The sequence below is a fragment of the Sedimenticola selenatireducens DSM 17993 genome, assembly GCF_000428045.1.
Classification (GTDB): domain Bacteria; phylum Pseudomonadota; class Gammaproteobacteria; order Chromatiales; family Chromatiaceae; genus Sedimenticola; species Sedimenticola selenatireducens.
Window position 1 is genome coordinate 1 of sequence record NZ_ATZE01000014.1, and the last position, 19,363, is coordinate 19,363.

Sequence of the window (19,363 nt, forward strand, 5' to 3'; positions counted from 1 at the left end):
CAAACGTAGCGGCAGGAGTGGCTTCAGCTGAGAATTATCGCGGATAAACCTGCTTCTACAAAAAGACCACTTCTCATGCCACAGGTAACTGGGACAGAGCCTTTTTATTTGGTGAAGTGCACAGGATTTGGTGAGAACCCTCGGTTCGACAGATCGGCAGGAGCCGATCTGGACGTTGCCACAGGTAACGCTCGTTTCGGCCCCCGAACCCATAGGTTGTAATAGCGTTGTACAATACCTGCTATCGGATCAGATCGCATGATTATTGCGGGGGTACAATGGATGGGAATTCCGATAGCCGATGAGTGTGATGGGGTATTGTAATGACGACATTTGATGTCTTTAACGGGGATGCCGACGGTATCTGCGCACTTCTGCAACTGCGTCTGGCCAATCCGCTTGAGAGCATCCTGGTCACTGGCGTGAAAAGGGACATCAGATTGCTGCAACGGGTGGATGCGGTTGCCGGTGACCGGGTGAATGTGCTGGATGTCTCGCTGGCTCAGAACAGGGATGATGTGCTCCGCTTGCTGGATGCGGGGGTAGAGCTGTTCTACGTGGATCATCACATGGCGGGTGAGATTCCTGATCACCCCGGTCTGGATGCCATTATAGATACTGCTCCGGATGTCTGTACCAGCCTGTTGGTCGATCACTATCTGAGTGGTCGTTTCACGCCCTGGGCTGTGACGGCGGCCTTTGGTGACAACCTGGTGACTGCCGCGGAGACTATAGGACGACGGGCCGGTCTGTCGCAGGCACAGCTTGAGCGGCTAAGGGTGCTGGGCACCTGTGTTAACTACAACGGCTATGGTGAAGCCGTGAACGATCTGCATGTCGCTCCGGATGCCCTGTTTCGCTCGCTGCTCGCCTATCCGAACCCAGAGGATTTTATCGCCGATCCCAGCTCGTGTTACACGCAGCTGCATGACGGGTATAACGAGGATATGGCCCGGGCGCATGCCATCAGGCCTGATTATGAAACGGATGTGATTGCTGTTTATATATTGCCTGATCAGGCATGGGCGCGGCGGGTCAGCGGGGTCTTTGGCAATGCGCTGGCCAATGCCGATCCGGCAAGGGCTCATGCGGTCGTCACTGCTAACCGTCAGGGCGGTTACCAGGTTAGCGTACGCGCTCCGCTGCTAAATAAGATGGGAGCGGATGTGCTGTGCAGCCAGTTTCCATCCGGAGGGGGCCGGCGCGGTGCGGCCGGAATTAATCATCTCCCAATCGACCGGTATACCGATTTTGTCGCCGCTTTTCAGGCGAGGTATAAATAGTGTATGGCCCCGTAAGGAGAGGGGGCGGCATTCTGCGGAAAGGCTTTCTGGAATCAACACATGCGGAACTTGTTGCAGATCATGAATTGCCAAACTTCCATGGACTCTGTCTTGACAGTCGGCCGTGTTACGGTTAGCTTTTGCGGTTGAGCGGCTAGTTATTAATTTCCTATCTTTGTGCTGTGATTTGGTAGGCATCGGACCCTATGGAGTGAATGAGTGATCAAGGTACTGCTTGTTGACGATCATGAGCTCGTGCGGACGGGGTTTCGTCATATCCTCCAGGACTCCTCGGGTATCGAGGTGGTGGGGGAAGCAGAATGCGGTGAGGACGCCGTTGTCAAGGCCAAGCAGACCAAGCCCGATCTGGTGCTGATGGATGTCAATATGCCGGGAATAGGTGGTATTGAGGCGACCCGGCGCATTCGCCGACAGAATCCGGCTACCCAGGTGATAGCGGTAACCGTGCTTTCCGATGCGCCATTTCCGGAGCAGCTGCACGAGGCAGGTGCGCTTGGCTATCTCACCAAGGGCTGCCCGGCTGATGAGCTTTTTCAGGCCATCAAGATGGTTGCATCCGGACGGCCCTTTATATCCAATGAAGTTTCCCAGAAGTTGACCCTGGCCATGCTGACCGGCACTAATCCGGACTCCCCCTTTAATAGGCTCTCCCAGCGGGAGATGCAGGTGCTGCTAATGATCACCCAGGGACAGAAAACCCAGTTCATATCGGATTCCCTCTGTCTCAGCCCCAAAACCGTCAGCACCTATCGTCATCGGCTGTTTGAAAAGCTGGATGTAGAAACCGACGTGGAATTGACGCTGCTGGCGATCCGCCACGGCTTGATTACAACGGAAAAGTAGTTGGTGTTTGATCCTGACTGTCGTCAATGTCCGCGCCTGGCGGAGTTCCTGGATCAGGTTAAAGCCGATTATCCGGACTACTATGCCAGGCCGGTTCCGCCATTCGGTGATCCGGCGGCGCGGCTGCTTGTAGTGGGGCTGGCGCCAGGTATGCATGGGGCGAACGCCTCGGGGCGGCCCTTTACCGGCGATTATGCGGGTATCCTGTTATATGAAACGCTGCATCGATTCGGTTTTGGCAGTAAGCCCGAGTCACTATCGGCTGGCGATGGCCTGCGGCTTAGCGATTGCCGGATAACCAATGCTGTCAAGTGCCTGCCACCACAGAACAAACCGATTGGCAGTGAGATCAACACCTGTAACCAGTATCTTGCTGAGGAGCTGAAAACAGTGCCTCAGTCAGGCGTTGTCGTGGCACTGGGACTGGTGGCTCATAATGCAGTACTCAAGGCGTCGGGTCTCAAACTGGGCGCCTGTAAGTTTGCTCATGCCGCCCACCATCATCTGCCAAATGGTCTGCAATTGATCGATTCCTACCACTGTAGTCGATACAACACGCAGACACGGCGACTGACACCCGAGATGTTCCATGCCGTTTTTGCGCATGCCAGGGCAGTGCTGAACGCTCTATAATCGCCCCATGGCGGCAAACAAACCTACACCGGCTTTCGATCATAAAAGTTTTCTCAAGCATCTGACCAGACTGCCGGGCGTCTATCGCATGCTCGATGTCGAGGGAGCAGTGCTCTACGTGGGCAAGGCCAAGGACCTGAAGCGGCGGGTCAGCAGCTATTTCTCCCGGGCACTGAACCGACGCATTCAATTGATGGTGGCCAGAATCCACTCCATCGAAGTCACGGTTACTCATACAGAGGCCGAGGCGCTGATTCTTGAAAATAATCTGATCAAGAGCCTCAAGCCCAAATACAATATTCTGCTCCGGGATGATAAAAGTTATCCCTATATCTACCTGTCTGCCGACAGCTTTCCGCGGCTCGCCTACCATCGGGGAAGGCGCAAGGCAAAAGGGCGTTTCTTTGGCCCTTATCCGAATGCCGGGTCGATGCGTGAAACACTGCAGTTGCTACAGAAGCTGTTTCCTGTCAGGCAGTGTGACAACACCTTCTACAACAATCGTTCCAGGCCTTGCCTGCAGTACCAGATCAAGCGCTGTGGCGCACCCTGTGTCGGACTGATTTCAGAAGCCGACTACGCGGAGGATGTGAAGGATGCCGTGCTGTTTCTTGAGGGCAAGGCAAGCCAGGTGATTGACGGACTGGTGAAACGCATGGAAAGGGCCTCAGCCGCCCTCGAGTTTGAGCAGGCAGCCCGATTGCGTGATCAGATTGCTGCATTGAGCCGGGTGCAGGAGAAACAGTACATAACCGGTGAGCGGGGCGATATGGATATTATCGCTTGCGCCGCCAAGGGTGGTGGCGCCTGCGTACAGCTGTTTTTTATCCGTAATGGGCGCAACCTCGGGAACAAGAGTTTCTTCCCCAACACGGCCGGCGTGGAGCGGGAAGGGGAGATACTCACGGCCTTTATCGTCCAATACTACATCGGTAAGCAGATCCCCCAGGAGATTCTCCTCAGTCACTCCCCCGATGATAAATCGCTGCTTGAAGAGGTTCTGACCCAGGAAGCCGGTCACCAGGTGAGGTTGCGTCAGCAGGTGCGCGGCAATCGGGCACAGGGATTGCGCATGGCGCTGCAGAACGCGCAACTGGCACTGGATGCGAAGCTGGCCAGCAAGGCTGGCATGCAGCAGCGTGTAGAGGCGTTACAACAGAGTCTCTCCCTGGATGAAATGCCCAATCGAATGGAGTGCTTTGATATCAGCCATACCAGTGGCGAACTGACCGTCGCCTCCTGCGTGGTATTCGATGCGACGGGGCCGGTCAAGGCAGATTACCGGCGATTCAATATCGACGGGATTCAGGGTGGGGATGACTATGCGGCGATGGCCCAGGCGCTAACCAGGCGCTACACGCGCATTCAATCGGGTGAAGGGGTATTGCCTGACATCCTGTTTATTGACGGTGGCAAGGGGCAACTGCGGGCTGCTGCAAATGTGCTGGATGAGCTGGCAGTCGTCGGTGTGCAGCTGGTGGGTGTTGCCAAGGGGCCGGATCGGCGTCCGGGCATGGAACAGCTGTTCTTGTTCGGCGTGGATAGCCCCATTATACTGCCAGCAGACTCGCCCGCTTTGCACCTGGTCCAACAGATTCGGGATGAGGCGCACCGGTTTGCCATTACCGGCCATCGACAAAGGCGGGAAAAAAGCAGAAAAACCTCAGTGCTGGAACAGATTCCCGGGATCGGGGCGAAGCGGCGGCAACGCTTGTTGAAGCAGTTCGGTGGGCTGCAGGGCGTTGCCCGGGCGGGCATTGTTGATCTGGAACGGGTAGGAGGGATCAGTCGTAAGCTGGCTGAACAGATCTACGCGGCCTTTCATGAAGATAAATAGGGAAGCATGCTTCAGAATATACCCAATATATTGACACTCCTGCGGATACTCCTGATTCCGGTTTTTGTCGTGCTGTTCTATTTGCCGTGGCAGTATGCGGCGGAGGCATGTGCCATCGTTTTTGCCCTCGCGGCGGTCACTGACTGGTTTGACGGCTACCTTGCCAGAAAACTGGAACAGGTGTCGGCGCTCGGCGCATTCCTTGACCCGGTCGCGGATAAACTGATGGTGGCTGCAGCATTGATTTTGCTGGTACAGCAGGATCCTATCCCGGGGTTGGCCATCCCGGTGCTGGTGATTATCGGGCGCGAGATCACCATCTCAGCCCTGCGTGAGTGGATGGCGGAGATCGGCGCGCGGGCGCAGATTGCAGTCTCGGCGATCGGCAAGGTGAAGACCGCTTTTCAGATGACCGCCATATTTCTACTGATCTTCCGCAATGATCTGTTTGGTCTGCCGCTATACACCATCGGTTTCGTGCTGCTTTACGTGGCGGTTGTCCTCACCCTGTGGTCCATGTTCGTGTACCTGCGGGCGGCCTGGCCAAGTCTGAATGACCGGGCCGATCCACAAACAGAGGAAAACGCCTGATCGGGGTGATCTTCGGCTTGACACGATCGGCTGGGCGACTACAATAGCCCGCGCATCAGGAGACGCGGGAATAGCTCAGCTGGTAGAGCACAACCTTGCCAAGGTTGGGGTCGCGAGTTCGAATCTCGTTTCCCGCTCCAAGTTTCGGAATACCCCGGGCAAAGACTCGGGGTTTTCTTCTTCAGGTGGTGGAAAATATCTCAAAAATGCCGGATACTTCCGCCCCTGTACAGATAAATGGCTGAGTAGCAAAGTGGTTATGCAGCGGTTTGCAAAACCGTCTACCTCGGTTCGACTCCGGGCTCAGCCTCCATTTTATCCGCTTTAAAATCCGCTGCCCGGGTGGCGAAATTGGTAGACGCAGCGGACTTAAAATCCGCCGGTCATTGCGACCGTGCCGGTTCAAGTCCGGCCCCGGGCACCATATATCAGCAGTTGCACTTCTATTTATCCTGGACAATTACCTTACAAATTGAACCCGGGGCATTATTCAATCTGATTATTGAACGCCTTGATCAACGCACTGTGATCGAGATTGCCCAGGCCTTGGTCGATCAGGGACTTGTAGAGTTGCATGTTGAGTTTGGTTGCAGGTAAATCCAGGCCAAACAGGGCGGCCAGTTCAAGTGCCTGAACAAGGTCTTTGTACTGAGTGGCAATTTTCCCGCCCGGTTTGAAATTCTCCTCGATCATCCGCTGACCATGCACTTCAAGTATCCGTGAGCCGGCAAAGCCGCCCATAAGAGCCTCACGAACCTTGGCCGGATCGGCACCGGCCCGCTTTGCCAGCGCCAGTGCTTCGGCAACCGCGCCGATGTTCAGGCCGACAATGACCTGGTTGGCGGCTTTGGCGATTTGACCGGCACCAACATCGCCGACATGAGTGAACTTGGAGCCGAGCACCTCGAACAGGGGGAGGGCGCGCTGAATGGATTCTTCTGTTCCCCCCGCCATAATGGTCAGGCTGCCGTTGATGGCACCGATCTCGCCCCCTGACACCGGTGCGTCGATGTAATCGACGCCAATTGCGTTCAAACGTCTGGCGAACTCCCGAGTGGGAGCGACAGCGGTTGTCCCCATATCAATGACCAGGGCGTTCGCCTGCAGACACTCGATCATACCCGATTGTCCAAACAGGACCTGCTCAACCGCGGGGGTGTCGGAGACCATTAGCAGGATGATGTTTGCGGAGCGGGCAACCTCCGCAGGTGATACGGCGGGCACGATGCCTGGTCTTTCAAGTTGCCTTGCGGCTTCCTGGCTACGGTTATGAACGATCAGGCGGGCGCCGGCCTTATGAAGGTTCAGACACATAGGTCGTCCCATCAGACCCAGTCCGATAAAACCCAGGGTGTGATCTTTCAGTCCGTTCATGGTCCGGGCAGTCGTTTGCAGTAGGTTTCGGGGTAAACAGGCACGGCGTCACCATCAACGGGGTAAAAGAGAGGTTTGCGGATATATCAGACCAACCTGCTGGTTGGATCAATTTTAGACTATTTAGAATCGTTTTCTCGAAATTCCAAAATCTTCGCCTACACTGTTATGAAAACGACCCGGCATGGCGGGATTAATGGCCATGAAAGGGGGAGAACGGACGTAAATGGGGAATTTCAGCTTGGGATTTGCTCCTTGGGATTTGCTCCAGTCTCGGTGAGGATAACAAGTGGTATCAAGAATTCGCAATGACAGGCTATGAGTAAAAAAGCCGTTGTATTGGTGACACGAAAACTTCCAGATGCGGTCGAGGCCCGACTGGAGCGTGATTACGATGCCCGTTTCAACAGCGCGGATAGGGTCTATACCAGTGATGAACTCGTGGAGTTCTCAGCCGGTGCCGACGCCATCATCCCCTGCCACACTGAGAAACTTACCGCAGCGGTTATTGAACGCCTGCCAGACAGCGTTCGGGCAATCTGCAGTTTCTCGGTGGGGTTTGATCACATCGATCTCGATGCGGCCAAGGCGCGTGGCATCATAGTCACCAATACGCCGGATGTCCTCAGCGACGCCACCGCAGAGATTGCCATGCTGCTGATACTCGGAGCGGCCCGAAGGGCCCATGAGGGTGAACAGCAGATTCGTACCGCGACCTGGAGTGACTGGAGCGCAATCGGTGGGCTTGGTATTCAGGTTACGGGCAAACGTCTGGGTATTCTGGGTATGGGCAGGGTGGGCCAGATCCTGGCAAAACGGGCCCGCGGCTTCGACATGCAGATCCACTATCATAATCGCAGCAGGCTATCTCCGGATATTGAAGCGGGTGCCATCTATCACGGGAGCGTGGAACAACTACTGCCGCAGTGTGATTTTCTCTCGCTGCATTGTCCTGCCACTCCTGAAACAGAGCGGTTGATGAATGCTGAACGCCTTGGCTTGCTGCCGGATGGGGCGATACTGGTGAATACCGCTCGTGGCGCCATAGTGGATGACGACGCCCTGATTGAAGCGTTGCGCTCAGGCAAGCTTTTTGCCGCCGGACTCGACGTTTTCAACAATGAACCAGATATTGATCCTCGCTACAAGGCGTTGGATAACACGTTCTTGCTGCCCCATATCGGCAGCGCCACGCGGGAAACCCGGGATGCCATGGGCTTCAGGGCACTGGATAACCTTGATGCGATTACTGCCGGGCGGGAACCGCCTGACCGGCTGGCCTAGCTCGGATAGTTGGAGAACGATTGCCTATACTGTTTTAGAGAGTTCGATAGATGTGGTAAGCGAAGGAGTGTGAGTACGTTTTGATGCAGTAAGAAAAAAACTAAAACGTAGTACCCATTGAGGAGGTGAGCTATATGAAACACGAAACAAAGAAAGGTGACGTGGCGGGCGGTTCGGAACAGAACATGGCATCAACCAGCCGGCGCAAGTTCTTGAAAGGTGGTCTTGCCGCGGCGGTCGGTTCCGCTACGGTCGGTTTCCCGATGATTTCCATGGGAGCCGCCAAGGTTGTCAAGATGCAGACATCCTGGCCATCTTCCGATATCTGGATGGATTTTGCCCGCCAGTATACAGAGCGCGTGGAGCGCATGTCCGGCGACCGCCTGAAGATCGACCTGCTGCCTGCCGGAGCCGTGGTTGGCGCCTTCCAGGTCATGGACGCGGTTAGCGACGGCGTGCTCGATGCGGCGCACACCGTACCGGTCTACTGGTACGGCAAGCACAAGGCGGCCTCGCTGTTCGGCACCGGTCCGGTGTTTGGTGGCAGCGCCACCACCATGCTGGCCTGGTTCAATGCCGGTGGGGGTAAGGATCTCTACCGCGAGCTGACCCAGGAAATCATGGGTCTCAACGTTTACGGTTTTATGGGCTTCCCGATGCCGGCGCAGCCATTCGGTTGGTTCAAAAAGCCGATAACCAAGGCATCGGAGGTGAAGGGTTTCAAGTACCGCACCGTGGGTCTCGCAGCGGACCTGATGCAGAAGATGGGTATGAGCGTCGCCCAATTGCCCGGCGGCGAGATTGTGCCGGCAATGGAGCGCGGTGTGATTGACGCCTTCGAGTTCAACAACCCCTCGTCGGACCTGCGATTCGGATCGCCAGACGTTGCCAAGAACTACTTCCTGTCGTCCTATCACCAGGCCAGCGAGAGCTTCGAGTTCCTGTTCAACAAGGACTTCTTCGACGACCTGGACGAGGACCTGCGGGCAATCCTGGAGTACGGCGTGGAAGCGGCAAGCACAGCGAATACCGCCAGCGCGCTGGACAACTATTCCAAGGATCTTGTGGAGATACAGAACAAGGGCGTCACGGTGCACCGCACCTCTCAGGAGATCCTCGACGCGGAACTCAAGGCCTGGGATGAGATTATCCCCGACCTGGAGAAGGATTCCTACATGAAAAAGGTGTTGGACAGCCAGCGTGCCTGGGTCGACCGGGTCGTGTTCTATGAGTTGATGAACTCGCCGGACTACGCTTTGGCATACAATCACTACTTCCCGGGCAAATTGAAGCTCTGACCGGCGGTGACTGTGCAACCCACCCTGTGGCGGTACCGGTGTGATGCCGCCACAGGGTGGGGCGGGCCTTTGCAAGCCGTCTTTACGCAAGGATAAAGGGATAACAATGCTCGGCTACATACAGTTTGCCGACCGCTTGTCGGCGTGGTTCGGCAAGGCGTTCGCTTGGCTGATCCTGGTCATGGCGATCGGTGTTGGCTATGAAGTTGTCGTGCGATACGGTCTCAATGCACCCACCAGTTGGGCATTCGATCTGTCATACATTACCTACGGAACGCTGTTCATGATGGGCGGCGCCTATACGCTGTCGCGTGGTGGGCATGTGCGCGGCGACTTTATCTACCGGCTATGGAGACCAAAAACCCAGGCACGCGTCGAGTTGGTGCTCTATTTTCTGTTCTTCTTCCCCGGTGTGCTCGCGCTGATTATCTCCGGCTGGAAATATGCTGAGCGCTCCTGGCGCTACCTCGAGGTCAGCGTTAACAGCCCGGCAGGCATCCCGGTGTTCCAGTTCAAGACTGTGATCGTCGCGGCCGGCATCCTGTTATTCATTCAGGGTATCGCCCAGGTTTTCCGCTGCATCATCTGTATCCGCACCGGTGAATGGCTCATGGCTGCCGAGGATATCGAGGAGACGGAGGTGCAACTGGCCCGCGAGGGGGCCGAGGAGATCGGCAGTTTCGCCTCTCAGGTGTCGCGCGAGGACGCGCACGATCTTGAACAGCAGCACCAGGAACTGGAAGAAAGGCAGCAACGAACAAAAAGAAAACACAATGACCCGGAGCGCAACTGAGCCATGTCCGATCCTATAATCGCACTGTCGATGCTGGCGATTTTCCTGTTCATCATCCTGCTCGGCTTTCCGGTCGCCTTCACGCTGATGGCGATGGGCATCATGTTCGGCTACTACGCCTATTTCGACCCCGACCGGATGTGGCGGGCCTACGATCGGGCCATCTCCAAAGGTGATCCGGACCAGTGGACTCAAATCCAGTTGTGGATCGACGGGCTGTTCAACAACCGGATCTTCGACCTGTTTGTCAACCAGACCTACTCGGTGATGGCCAACGATGTGCTCACCGCCGTCCCGCTGTTTCTGTTCATGGGCTACATCGTTGAGCGCGCCAACATCGTCGCGCGACTTTTTCATACCCTGAACATCGCCGCCCGCCACCTACCCGGTTCGATGGCAGTCGCCGCGCTGATCACCTGCACTCTGTTCGCCACGGCCACCGGCATTGTCGGCGCGGTCGTGACCCTGATGGGTCTACTCGCCTTCCCGGCGATGCTCAAGGCGCGCTATGACACCAGCCTGGCATCCGGGGTAATCTGTGCCGGCGGCACACTGGGTATCCTGATTCCGCCGTCGATCATGCTGATCGTCTATGCGGCGGCATCTGGTGTGTCTATCGTCAAACTATATGCCGGTGCGCTGTTTCCCGGTCTGCTGCTGGCGGGCCTGTATGTTGTCTACGTAATCGGTCGCTCGATGGTACAACCGCATCTGGCACCCAAGCCGACCCGAGCGGAGGTCGGTGAATTCACGGTTGCCCAGATTATTGTGCGGCTGTTGACCTCATTTTTTCCGCTCGCCTTTCTGATCATGGCGGTTCTGGGTGCAATCCTGTTTGGCCTGGCAACGCCCTCCGAGGCGGCCGCGGTCGGCGCCCTCGGCGGCCTGCTGCTCACCTTCGCCTACCGGGCGTTCACCTGGCAGCGGCTGCGAGAATCGGTCTACCTGACCCTGCGCACAACGGCAATGGTGTGCTGGTTGTTCGTCGGTTCCTGGACCTTCTCCTCGGTGTTCTCCTATCTCGGTGGCGAACAGATCATCAGCGAATTCGTCACCAGCCTGGACATTTCGCCCGTGATGTTCCTGATCATGGCGCAGATCATTATCTTCCTGCTCGGCTGGCCGCTGGAGTGGTCCGAGATCATCATCATCTTCGTGCCGATATTCCTGCCGCTGCTGCCGCACTTCGGCATCGATCCACTGTTCTTCGGCATCCTGGTTGCGCTCAATCTGCAGACCTCGTTTCTGACGCCCCCGATGGCGATGTCGGCCTATTATCTGAAGGGTATCGCGCCACCGCACGTGCAGTTGAACCAGATCTTCAAGGGCAACTATCCCTATCTCGCCATGGTGTTGTTTGCCATGGTAATCCTGTACAACTTCCCCGGAATCACCTTCTGGCTGCCGGATCTGATCTATGGCCGTTGAGCAACAAAAAATAGTAACGAATTCCCCCGGTTTGGTTGACCTGAGTGCGCTGGAGGCACGCCGGCGGATTGCCGACGGCGCGCTGAGTGCTGTTGAACTGACCGCCGCCTGCCTGCGCCGGATTGCCACTGGCGAAGAGGCAATCCAGGCCTGGTCCAGCATCGATGAAGGCTATGCCATGGGCCAGGCGGAGCGGCTTGATGCCTATCGCCGGACCGGGCAGCCGCTCGGGCCGCTGCACGGACTGCCCGTGGGCATCAAGGACATTATCGATACCCGGGACCTGCCGACCGAAAATGGCTGTGCGCTCGATGCCGGGCGTCGACCCGACGAGGATGCCTGGCTGGTGGCCCGCCTGCGCGCCGCCGGTGCCGTGATTCTCGGCAAGACAGTCACCACTGAATGTGCCTACCTTGCCCCTGCCAAAACCCGTAATCCCCATAACCTGGAACATACCCCTGGGGGTTCTTCCTCGGGCTCGGCGGCGGCGGTCGCCAGTGGCATGGTCCCACTGGCGGTCGGTACCCAGACCGGCGGTTCGGTGATACGGCCCGCCTCATATTGTGGCGTGGTCGGCTTCAAGCCAACCTTTGGTCTGATCCCGCGCAGCGGTGTCTTGCGCACCTCGCGACGACTCGACACCGTAGGGACCTTCGGCCGAACAATTGCGGACGTCGCCCTGCTTGCCGATGTGCTGGCCGGTTATGATGCGGCTGACCCGGACACGACACCCGCAGCCGCGCCAAGGATCCTCGACACCGCGCTATCCGAACCGCCGGTGACGCCACGGCTGGCATTCGTCAAGACACCCGCCTGGACCGGGATCGAGGCGGATTGTGCCGAGGGTTTCGCCGAACTGGTTGCGGCACTTGGAGACCATTGCGATGAAGTTGAGTTGCCCAGGATCTTCAGTGAGGGGGCAGCGGCGCATCGCCGCATCATGCTGACCGAGATTGCCCACAACCTGCGGCACTACTATGACCGTGGATCCGAGCGTCTCGCGGAGGAGACCCGCAGTGCGATAGAGGAGGGCCGGAGCATCAGTGCGGTCGATTATCTCGCCGCTCACGACTGGCGCGAACCGCTCTATGCCGGGCTGGAAGAGGTTCTGGAACGCTATGATGCGATCGTTACACCGGCTGTGGCAGGCGAGGCACCGGCCGGCTTCGGCAGCACCGGCAGTGCGGCATTCAATGTCCTGTGGTCTTTCGTTGGCGTGCCGGCAGTGACTCTGCCGTTGCTGACGGGTGCCAACGGATTGCCGATCGGTGTGCAACTGGTTGGCCGCCGCCACGCCGACGGGCGGCTGTTGCGTACGGCGCGTTGGCTGGTCAACACCCTGGGAGCCTGAACATGTCAGGTCTGAGACAGGTCGAGTGATATGACAGACAAAATCATGGCCATCATGGCACTGTCCACGATGATCGCCTTTCTCGGAGTGGTCGCCTGGTTCGTGCCGGATATCGATCTGATCATTGTTATTGGATTGGTTTCGCTGCTGGCAATCTACGATTTCTGGCGCACGCTGCGTGAAAAGGGCAATAATAGTAACGAATAATCTTACCCTTTACCCGATTTTTGCAAAAATCCACCTGTAGGAGCGGCGCCTCGCCGCGAAATCGGCCCGGGGGCGGGCCTCCTACGGGGTGTGGTGCTGAACTCTACGAGTGGTGCCTTTCAAGAAACCATGCAACATTTCTATGTCGTGCGTCAGTTTTGTAGAGTGCATAAGCCGGTAGGTGCATGCCATCCTCGACTCTGTAAACGGTACATTGCATCCTCGGCTCCATAAACGATACATCCCTGTACAACTCCCTCTGTACCACCGCTCACCATTGCTTTGGTGGATGCGCTGACGCTTCATGCTGTCCCACCCGCCTGCCACTTGCCAACAGCCTGCCAGACTATCCACATTCAATAGTCAGGTTGACCGCATTGGCGAGCGTATTGGCAACGATACAACCGCGTTCGGCGATGGTAACCAGTTTTTCCAGCTCCCCGGGTGCGGAGCATTGCGCCGTCACTGTCATGTGAATATCGGTATAGCGGGCCGGGGCATCGGCAAGCTCTCCTTCGATCTTGGCCCTGGCGTTGTTGATCTCGATATTCCGCGCCTTGGCGGCCGCCAGCAGATTACTCATGAAACAGCCCCGAGGCCCATCAGTAGTGTCTGCCCTCCCATGGGGCCCTTATTCTGTCCGCCCTTGGCTTCCGGACGGTCCATGATGTGCGAGTGATCACCGGCCTGTCCCCGGGACGATGAGTGATCCATTTGATCGACAGTGATGTGAACGGTTGGCATGGTTGATTTCCTCGTGTTTGATAAATCTCCTCCGGGGAGAAGGTGGTTGGTGTACTTCAAGTTGATAAAGTACTTTGTAGGGTGGATAAGCGACAGCGCATCCACCATTGCCGCGGTGGATGCGCCTACCGGCTTATCCACCCTACGAAACCGAAACAGCTATACCCGGTGGGAGTTAGTCCCACTGATGGCTGGTCTCACGCGATCTCATGGCTCGCCAGCGCCTCCAGCGCCTGGACCAGGGCGGAGTGATCGAGATTTCCGTCACAGGCATTGAACAGTTCCTGGGTGGTGGCTGTATTCGGCAGGCTCAGGCCCAGCTCGCGGGCGCCCGTGAGCGCCAGGTTGAGGTCTTTCTGGTGCAGGGCGATACGGAATCCCGGGTCGAAGGTGCGCTTGATCATGCGTTCGCCGTGTACCTCGAGGATCTTTGAACCGGCAAAACCGCCCATCAGTGCCTCTCTCACAGCGGCGGGATCTACACCGGCCCGGGATGCGAAAAGAAGCGCTTCGCCCACCGCCTCGATAGTGAGGGCGACGACGATCTGGTTCGCCACCTTGCAGGTCTGACCGGCGCCGTTACCGCCGACCAGGGTGATGTTCTTGCCCATCAGTTCGAACAGCGGCCTGGCCTTTTCGAAGGCGCTGCCCGGTCCTCCCACCATGATGGTAAGAGATGCCGACTTGGCGCCCACCTCACCGCCGGATACCGGGGCATCCAGATAATCACAGCCCAACTGATTGATCCTCAATGCGAAGGATTTGGTCTCGCTGGGTGAGATGGAACTCATGTCGATGACCAGTTTTCCGGGGCTCAATCCGGACGCCACTCCATCCTCTCCAAACAGCACCTGATCCACATGGGGGGTATCGGGCACCATGGTGATCACGATTTCGGTCTGCTCCGCCACAGCCTTGGCCGAGTCACACGCCACGGCGCCGCCGTCCAGCAGCGCTTGGGGGAGGGGAGACCGGTGTCTCACTAGGTAAAGCTGATGCCCTCCCGCCTGCAGGTGCCCGGCCATGGGATTACCCATGATGCCCACTCCGATGAATCCGATTTTGCTCATATCGACCTCTGCTCCCTTGTGTCTGTATCGGTTTAAATGGTGGATTACGCCTGTTGTGGCGGGTGCATCCGCGACAATCGCCGGGGTGCGGCGTCCTGACCATGCCTTACCCGCTGAATTGTCCTCAGCGCTACTATCAAGTTAGTCCAAATTTTCCGCTATGGGGAACAAGGCTGCGGCAGCGCGTGGTTGTCGTTACCGAGGTTCTCTATTTCAAAGGGGTATAGAAACTCATGGCAGTTAAAACACAGGGAGTAATTGGGGTCAGATGAAAAATCACATGCCAGCCCGGTCGAGGCGAACGACCGGAGACTCTGAGCAGACGTATCAGGGTGTGCCTTCTGATCGGCGGATAATGTGTGCAAAACCGGCGTTCTTTACCACCGAAACTTGACGACGAACGATGAATATGCCGGACAATCCTAGGAGCAGCATCGCCAGTGTGTGCGGTTCAGGAACTGTTGACTCTGGGATGGTAGCGTTGAATCCAGCCAGGTAGCCACCGGTTGCGAAATTATTCAAGGTGGGCACGCTCGACGCAGAACTGGCGTTGGTGAAATCGGCGAGCGAGTCGTAGCTCAGGAGGAAGGTCGTATTGCCGAACTGGGGATCGGATTGGTAAACCAAGTGATACTGGCTCCCGTCGNGAAATCGGCGAGCGAGTCGTAGCTCAGGAGGAAGGTCGTATTGCCGAACTGGGGATCGGATTGGTAAACCAAGTGATACTGGCTCCCGTCGTAGGTAAATCCAGCCAGATAGCCACCGGTTGCGAAATTATTCAAGGTGGGCACGCTCGACGCAGAACTTGCATTGGTGAAATCGGCCAGCGAGTCATAGCTCAGGAGGAAGGTCGTATTGCCGAACTGGGGCTCGGATTGGTAAACCAAGTGATACTGGCTCCCGTCGTAGGTAAATCCAGCCAGGTAGCCACCGGTTGCGAAATTATTCAAAGTGGGCACGCTCGACGCAGAACTGGCATTGGCGAAATCGGCNAGCGAGTCGTAGCTCAGGAGGAAGGTCGTATTGCCGAACTGGGGATCGGATTGGTAAACCAGTTCAACAGGTACTGCCAGCGCGTTCCCGGCCGGCAGTAAAGCAATCGCGAACACCACAGACACAAGGCTTCGTCGGACTATCCGCACAGAACACCTCCGAGATTCCCCGGACCGCAACGAGCAGCGGCCGTCTGTCGAATAGCGCGCATAAATTGAGCCAAAATCTTGAAGCCATTGTATTGGAAAGCATTTTTCGACGACCGGCATTGAGGTCCGTCCCGGACTGTAAAATTTTCCGACACTTCTTGTGATGAGTCCAACCCGCGATCCGGAATGCATTGGCAAAAAAGCGAACTGCCAAATGGGGCATCAAGCAGACCGATCTCAGCCTAACCGGCTAGGACTGTTCATGGCCGGGAGCGCCTATTCGTTGACCCCAGTGTTTAGAGCATTCTGCCGGTTGAGGTGCTCGGTCCCGCAATGACCCTTCTTGGCCGAAAGTAATCATGGAAGCGTTCTCTCACCCACAAGAAAAAAGGCGAGCTTAAGCCCGCCTTTTTTCTTGTGGGTTTCCGTTACCTGGCTCAGATCATCCGCATTTGGAATCACCACAGTTGAGGCAGGTCAGGCAGCCGTCCATCATGATGGCGGCCTTGGTGTTGCATTTTTTGCAGAGTTGGGCGCCTTCTGGGAAGTCACTGGCGTGCTCCTTGTCGCGCAGGTTAATCGACTCTTCGTACTGGGCGCGTTTTTCATCTATCAGTTTCTGCTGGTGCTCGTCCGGACCCTCTTCCTTGAGCAGGCCGATCATGACCAGGTGGCAGTGAATGGCATCACCGATCTCGGCCACCAGTGAGGGCATGTATTTGCCGCCTTTCTTGAAATAGCCACCGCTGGGATCGAAAACCGAACGCAGCTCTTCCACCAGGAAGGTGACGTCGCCACCCTTGCGGAACACCGCTGAGATGATTCGGGTCAGGGCAACAATCCACTGGAAGTGGTCCATGTTCTTGGAGTTGATGAACACCTCATAGGGACGGCGTACCTCATGCTCGGTACCATGGTTGAGGATAATGTCATTGATGGTGACATAGAGCGCATGTTCGGAAAGCGGCGTGCTGATCTTGTAGGTGGAGCCGAACAGCATCTCCGGACGCGCCACCTTCTCATGCATGTGGATGATATTGCTTTCCGGTGCCTTCGCCTCAACGGGCGCTGGAGCCTCTTCCTCTTTGGCGACACTGTAGCCTACGATTTTACTGTCAATCTTGATTGCCATATTACTTAACCCTGTCAGCGGATACTGAGCGGTTGAATCCTCTGTGTCAGACCTGAGTCTGGTACTTTCTGTCTGGTCTGTTACCCCGGTCTAGAATTTACCGTAGTAACCCTCTTTCATGGCATCGAACAGGTTGGCGGCGGTGTGTATCTCGCCGTCATATTCGATCTCCTCATTACCCTTGGCCTCGATTTCGGTGCCGTCTTCCAGGGTGAACTTATAGGTGGTGTTGGCCAGGTCCTCTTCCTTCACCAGCACGCCCTGGAACGCCTCCGGATTGAAGCGGAAGGTGGTGCAGCCTTTCAGTCCCTGCTCATAGGCGTAGAGATAGATATCCTTGAACGCATCGTAATCGAAATCGGTCGGTACGTTGGCCGTTTTGGAGATGGATGAGTCGATCCATTTCTGTGCCGCCGCCTGTACATCCACATGCTGCTTGGGCGTGATCTTGTCCGCGGTGATGAAGTATTCCGGCAACTGTTTATCCGCTTCATCGGAGTAGGGCATCGCCTCCTTGTTGATCAGTTCCCGATAGGCCAGCAGTTCAAAGCTGAACACATCCACCTTCTCCTTGCTCTTCTTGCCTTCGCGGATGATGTTGCGCGCATAGTGGTGGGCAAAGCTCGGTTCAATACCGTTACTGGCGTTGTTGGCCAGTGACAGGGAGATGGTGCCGGTCGGGGCGATGGAGCTGTGGTGGGTGAAGCGGCAGCCATCCTCGGCGATCTGCTCGACCAGAGCGGGGTTCTCGGCGGCAATCTGCTGCATGTAGCGGCTGTATCTGGCATGCAGGATCTTGCCCTTAATCTTATCGCCGACTTTCCAGTTATCCACGGCCATTTCCGGGCGCTGGGTCAGCATCTCCTTGGTGATGGTGAACTCCTGCTCCATGATTGGAGCAGGGCCTTTTTCCCGGGCCAGATCGAGCCCGGTCTGCCAGCCAACCATCGCCAGCTCTTTGGTCACTTTCTCGGTGAAGCGCAGTGAGGCGGCGTCGCCGTACTGCATGCCCAGCATGGTCATGGCGGAACCCAGCCCCAGATAGCCCATGCCATGACGCCGTTTGCGTTCAATCTCTTTGCGCTGCTCTTCCAGCGGCAGTCCATTGATCTCCACCACGTTGTCCAGCATGCGGGTAAACACGGCCACCACCTCGCGGAATTCCGCCCAGTCGAAGGTGGCCTCCTTGGTAAAGGCATTGCGGACAAACTTGGTCAGATTGACCGAACCCAGCAGACAGGCGCCATAGGGGGGCAGGGGCTGTTCGCCACAGGGATTTGTGGCACGCACGTTTTCGCAGAACCAGTTGTTGTTCATCTCATTGACCTTGTCAATCAGGATGAAACCGGGTTCGGCGTAGTCATAGGTGGAGGACATGATGACATCCCACAACCTTTGTGCGCGGATGGTCTTGTAAATCTTGCAGGCCACCCGGGTGCCGGTTTCGTCAACAATGAAACCGTTCTTGTAGGGCCATTCGCGCCAGATGATCTGTTTACTGTCAGTCAGATCGATATTGTCTTCCTGCAATTCTTTTTCCGAGATAGGGAAGGCGAGGTCCCACTGGGCGTCCTGCTTGACTGCTTCCATAAACTCTTCGGTAATCAGCAGCGAGAGATTGAATTGACGCAGGCGTCCGGCTTCACGCTTGGCGCGGATAAAATCCATGACATCGGGGTGCCCCACATCGAAAGTGGCCATCTGGGCACCTCGGCGTCCACCGGCGGATGAGACGGTGAAGCACATCTTGTCGTAGATATCCATGAACGAGAGGGGACCGGAGGTGTAGGCGCCGGCACCGCTGACATAGGCTCCTCGTGGGCGCAGGGTGGAGAATTCGTAGCCGATGCCGCAACCCGCTTTCAGGGTCAGTCCCGCCTCGTGCACCTTGCCGAGGATCTCGTCCATGGAGTCATAGATGGTGCCGGACACGGTGCAGTTGATGGTTGATGTGGCCGGTTTATGTTCCAGGGCACCGGCATTGGAGGTGATACGGCCAGCCGGGATGGCGCCACGCCGCAGGGCCCAGAGAAAACGCTCGCCCCACTCTTGCTGTAGTTCGGGGGTCAGTTCTATATCGGCCAGTGCCTTGGCGACCCGCTGGTAGGTGCCATCTATGTCCTGGTCTACGGGGGTGCCGTCCTTTGTTTTCAACCGGTACTTGGTATTCCAGATATCGAGTGAGGCGGGTTGCAAGGGAATCTCCACGGCGGCAGTGGGTACAGCTTTGAGGTGGGCGCTTTTCATGTCACATAAATCCTTCGGCTCTTATATTTATATGATTTATTGTCCTGTACGCCTGAATCCAGCCTCTCGGTACCGGGGCGCGCAA

18 protein-coding genes and 3 tRNA genes are annotated in these 19,363 nt (G+C 56.7%); 14 read left to right on the forward strand and 7 right to left on the reverse strand.

What is annotated here, in order from left to right:
- Window positions 1–323 precede the first annotated feature (323 nt).
- The 8 genes from A3GO_RS0112590 to A3GO_RS0112625 all read left to right on the forward strand — a co-directional run bounded on the left by A3GO_RS0112590 (window position 324) and on the right by A3GO_RS0112625 (window position 5,632).
- Window positions 324–1,283, forward strand: coding sequence for a hypothetical protein (locus A3GO_RS0112590; protein WP_029133696.1), 960 nt, complete (start codon window positions 324–326; stop codon window positions 1,281–1,283).
- A 219-nt stretch (window positions 1,284–1,502) separates the two neighbouring features.
- Window positions 1,503–2,147 (forward strand): UvrY/SirA/GacA family response regulator transcription factor, encoded by a 645-nt coding sequence (gene uvrY, locus A3GO_RS0112595; protein ID WP_029133697.1) that lies wholly within the window; start codon window positions 1,503–1,505, stop codon window positions 2,145–2,147.
- A 3-nt stretch (window positions 2,148–2,150) separates the two neighbouring features.
- Window positions 2,151–2,780, forward strand: coding sequence for a uracil-DNA glycosylase (locus A3GO_RS0112600; RefSeq protein WP_029133698.1), 630 nt, complete (start codon window positions 2,151–2,153; stop codon window positions 2,778–2,780).
- 7 nt (window positions 2,781–2,787) lie between these two features.
- Window positions 2,788–4,617, forward strand: coding sequence for an excinuclease ABC subunit UvrC (uvrC, locus tag A3GO_RS0112605; RefSeq protein ID WP_029133699.1), 1,830 nt, complete (start codon window positions 2,788–2,790; stop codon window positions 4,615–4,617).
- Window positions 4,618–4,623: 6 nt separating this feature from the next.
- Window positions 4,624–5,208: a CDP-diacylglycerol--glycerol-3-phosphate 3-phosphatidyltransferase gene (gene pgsA / locus A3GO_RS0112610; protein WP_037375313.1), complete on the forward strand. Its 585-nt coding sequence runs from the start codon at window positions 4,624–4,626 to the stop codon at window positions 5,206–5,208.
- Window positions 5,209–5,272: 64 nt separating this feature from the next.
- Window positions 5,273–5,348: transfer RNA gene (locus tag A3GO_RS0112615), tRNA-Gly, on the forward strand.
- Window positions 5,349–5,447: 99 nt separating this feature from the next.
- A tRNA-Cys gene (locus tag A3GO_RS0112620) sits at window positions 5,448–5,521 on the forward strand.
- Between the two features lie 23 nt (window positions 5,522–5,544).
- Window positions 5,545–5,632 (forward strand) — tRNA-Leu (locus A3GO_RS0112625).
- A 62-nt stretch (window positions 5,633–5,694) separates the two neighbouring features.
- Here A3GO_RS0112625 and A3GO_RS0112630 read toward each other — a convergent pair.
- Window positions 5,695–6,582, reverse strand: a complete 888-nt coding sequence (locus A3GO_RS0112630; protein ID WP_029133701.1) for an NAD(P)-dependent oxidoreductase — start codon at window positions 6,580–6,582, stop codon at window positions 5,695–5,697.
- Window positions 6,583–6,900: 318 nt separating this feature from the next.
- Here A3GO_RS0112630 and A3GO_RS0112635 point away from each other — a divergent pair, with 318 nt between their 5' ends.
- From A3GO_RS0112635 to A3GO_RS26150, 6 genes are all read left to right on the forward strand, one after another.
- The gene (locus A3GO_RS0112635; protein ID WP_029133702.1) at window positions 6,901–7,866 is read left to right on the forward strand and encodes a 2-hydroxyacid dehydrogenase; all 966 of its coding nucleotides are present in this window, start codon (window positions 6,901–6,903) and stop codon (window positions 7,864–7,866) included.
- Between the two features lie 134 nt (window positions 7,867–8,000).
- A complete protein-coding gene (locus A3GO_RS0112640) occupies window positions 8,001–9,164 on the forward strand; it encodes a TRAP transporter substrate-binding protein (RefSeq protein ID WP_084610044.1) in 1,164 nt (387 codons plus the stop codon).
- Between the two features lie 106 nt (window positions 9,165–9,270).
- Window positions 9,271–9,957, forward strand: a complete 687-nt coding sequence (locus A3GO_RS23755; RefSeq protein WP_084610046.1) for a TRAP transporter small permease subunit — start codon at window positions 9,271–9,273, stop codon at window positions 9,955–9,957.
- Window positions 9,958–9,960: 3 nt separating this feature from the next.
- On the forward strand, window positions 9,961–11,385 hold the full coding sequence (locus A3GO_RS0112650) for a TRAP transporter large permease (protein ID WP_029133704.1): 1,425 nt from the start codon (window positions 9,961–9,963) through the stop codon (window positions 11,383–11,385).
- Window positions 11,375–12,736, forward strand: a complete 1,362-nt coding sequence (locus tag A3GO_RS0112655) for an amidase (protein ID WP_029133705.1) — start codon at window positions 11,375–11,377, stop codon at window positions 12,734–12,736. Before A3GO_RS0112650 ends, A3GO_RS0112655 begins: the two co-directional genes overlap by 11 nt.
- A 30-nt stretch (window positions 12,737–12,766) precedes the next feature.
- A complete protein-coding gene (locus tag A3GO_RS26150) occupies window positions 12,767–12,943 on the forward strand; it encodes a hypothetical protein (protein WP_157606804.1) in 177 nt (58 codons plus the stop codon).
- A gap of 346 nt (window positions 12,944–13,289) precedes the next feature.
- Here the strand turns inward: A3GO_RS26150 and A3GO_RS0112665 are convergent, their stop codons facing one another.
- From A3GO_RS0112665 to A3GO_RS0112695, 6 genes are all read right to left on the reverse strand, one after another.
- Complete coding sequence (locus A3GO_RS0112665; RefSeq protein ID WP_029133706.1) at window positions 13,290–13,526, reverse strand: OsmC family protein; 237 nt, start codon at window positions 13,524–13,526, stop codon at window positions 13,290–13,292.
- The gene (locus A3GO_RS26155; RefSeq protein ID WP_157606805.1) at window positions 13,523–13,687 is read right to left on the reverse strand and encodes an OsmC family protein; all 165 of its coding nucleotides are present in this window, start codon (window positions 13,685–13,687) and stop codon (window positions 13,523–13,525) included. The genes A3GO_RS0112665 and A3GO_RS26155 overlap by 4 nt, the downstream gene beginning before the upstream one ends.
- A 197-nt stretch (window positions 13,688–13,884) precedes the next feature.
- Complete coding sequence (locus A3GO_RS23760; RefSeq protein ID WP_037375314.1) at window positions 13,885–14,757, reverse strand: 2-hydroxy-3-oxopropionate reductase; 873 nt, start codon at window positions 14,755–14,757, stop codon at window positions 13,885–13,887.
- Window positions 14,758–15,084: 327 nt separating this feature from the next.
- Window positions 15,085–15,288 carry a PEP-CTERM sorting domain-containing protein gene (locus tag A3GO_RS26850; RefSeq protein WP_418064558.1) on the reverse strand — a complete coding sequence of 68 codons (204 nt, stop codon included), beginning with the start codon at window positions 15,286–15,288 and terminating at the stop codon, window positions 15,085–15,087.
- A gap of 1,053 nt (window positions 15,289–16,341) precedes the next feature.
- Window positions 16,342–17,031, reverse strand: a complete 690-nt coding sequence (locus A3GO_RS0112690) for a TSCPD domain-containing protein (RefSeq protein WP_029133709.1) — start codon at window positions 17,029–17,031, stop codon at window positions 16,342–16,344.
- A gap of 90 nt (window positions 17,032–17,121) precedes the next feature.
- Complete coding sequence (locus tag A3GO_RS0112695) at window positions 17,122–19,278, reverse strand: adenosylcobalamin-dependent ribonucleoside-diphosphate reductase (protein ID WP_029133710.1); 2,157 nt, start codon at window positions 19,276–19,278, stop codon at window positions 17,122–17,124.
- Window positions 19,279–19,363: the final 85 nt, after the last annotated feature.